The sequence below is a fragment of the Streptomyces sp. MnatMP-M17 genome, assembly GCF_900091995.1.
GTDB lineage: Bacteria > Actinomycetota > Actinomycetes > Streptomycetales > Streptomycetaceae > Streptomyces.
Genome location: NZ_FMDK01000975.1, coordinates 1 through 1,499, shown reverse-complemented (window position 1 = coordinate 1,499; position 1,499 = coordinate 1). Strand labels below are relative to the sequence as shown.

Below are 1,499 nucleotides of genomic sequence, written 5' to 3'. Positions count from 1 at the left end.
GAGCCGATGTGCGAGTGGATGCCGGTCAGTTCGAGACCGTCGAGCGTGAGCGCCCTTCTGACGGCCTCGGCGGCCTGCCCGCCGGCCAGCGCGATACCGAACTTCTGGTCCTCGTGTGCGGTGGCGATGAACTCGTGCGTATGGGCCTCGACTCCCACGGTGACCCGGATCTGCACCCGCTGCCGGGTGCCCAGGCGCTGGGCGACATGCGCGACCTGGACGATCTCCTGGAAGGAGTCGAGGACGATACGGCCGACACCGGCCGAGACGGCGCGCTCGATCTCCTGGAGCGACTTGTTGTTGCCGTGGAAGGCGATGCGTTCGGCGGGCATTCCGGCGGCGAGCGCGGTGGCGAGTTCACCACCGGAGCACACGTCGAGATTGAGCCCTTCCTCGTGCAGCCAGCGGACCACGGCCCGGGAGAGGAACGCCTTGCCCGCGTAGAACACGTCCGCGTCCGCGCCGAAGGCATCGGACCAGGCGCGGCAGCGGGCGCGGAAGTCGGTCTCGTCGAGGATGTACGCCGGCGTGCCGAACTCCTCGGCCAGCCTGGTCACCTCGATACCGGCGACGGTGGCGACGCCGCCCTCGTTCCTGCGGACCGTACGCGACCAGACCTTCTCGTCCAGGACGTTCAGATCGGCGGCCGGGGCGGTGTAGTGGCCTTCGGGGAGTACATCCGCGTGACGTGGGCCTGCGGGGTGTGCGGAACGGCTCATCTCGTGGCTCTCTTGGCTCTCTCAGAGGTGTGCGTGTGCGGTGTGTCCGGGACGTGGGACATGCGTCGACGTGCGACATGTGTCACAGAGGTCAGAGGTGTTCTGGGGCATCGATGCCGAGCAGGGACAGGCCGCCGGCCAGCACGGCTCCGGCGGCTTCGGCGAGTGCGGTCCTGGAGCGGTGGGCGGCCGAGGGTTTCTCGTCGCCGAGCGGCAGCGGACGGCAGATCTCCTGGAAGCGCAGGAACGCCTCCGCGGTGTGTTCGAGATGGCGGGCGAGCCGGTCGGGCGCGCGCAGCCGGGCGGCGGCTTCGAGGACGGCGGGATGGTCGCCGAGGGCGGTGAACAGGGCGGAGGTGGCGGTGGCCTGCGCGGTGGGCTGCGTGGTGGCCTGCGCGGTGCCGTCACGGCCGAGGGATTCCGCGTCGGGGTCGGTGTACTGGCTCGGGATGCCGCTCGGGATGCCGAGGCGCTCCGCGTTGCGGACGAGCGCGCGGGCGCGCGCGTACGCGTACCGCACCCGGAACAGGGCGTTGCTCTCGCGCTGGACGAGCAGCTCCGGGCCCGTGTACGGACGGTCATGGGCGGCGGGCCGCAGCAGCGCCCAGTGCGCGGCGTCCTGGCCGAGCCGGGCGAAGAGGTCGTCGGGGCCGGTGCCGGAGTCGAGGCCCGCGGGTACGACCGCTAGGCGCTCCATGGCGCCCGGTACGACTGCCGCCTCGGCGCCCTGGCTGCGGAGCAGCCGTACGACGGTGCCGGTCCAGACGCGGGGGGGCGGGG

The 1,499-nt window shown here is 71.9% G+C and carries 1 protein-coding gene and 1 pseudogene; both read right to left on the bottom strand.

Annotation, left to right across the window (positions count from 1 at the left end; genetic code table 11):
* A pseudogene (locus GA0115259_RS34450) lies at positions 1–719 on the bottom strand (diaminopimelate decarboxylase); the annotation flags it as partial.
* Between the two features lie 91 nt (positions 720–810).
* A partial coding sequence (locus tag GA0115259_RS34445; protein ID WP_256098277.1) for a DALR anticodon-binding domain-containing protein occupies positions 811–1,499 on the bottom strand: 689 nt, incomplete at its 5' end.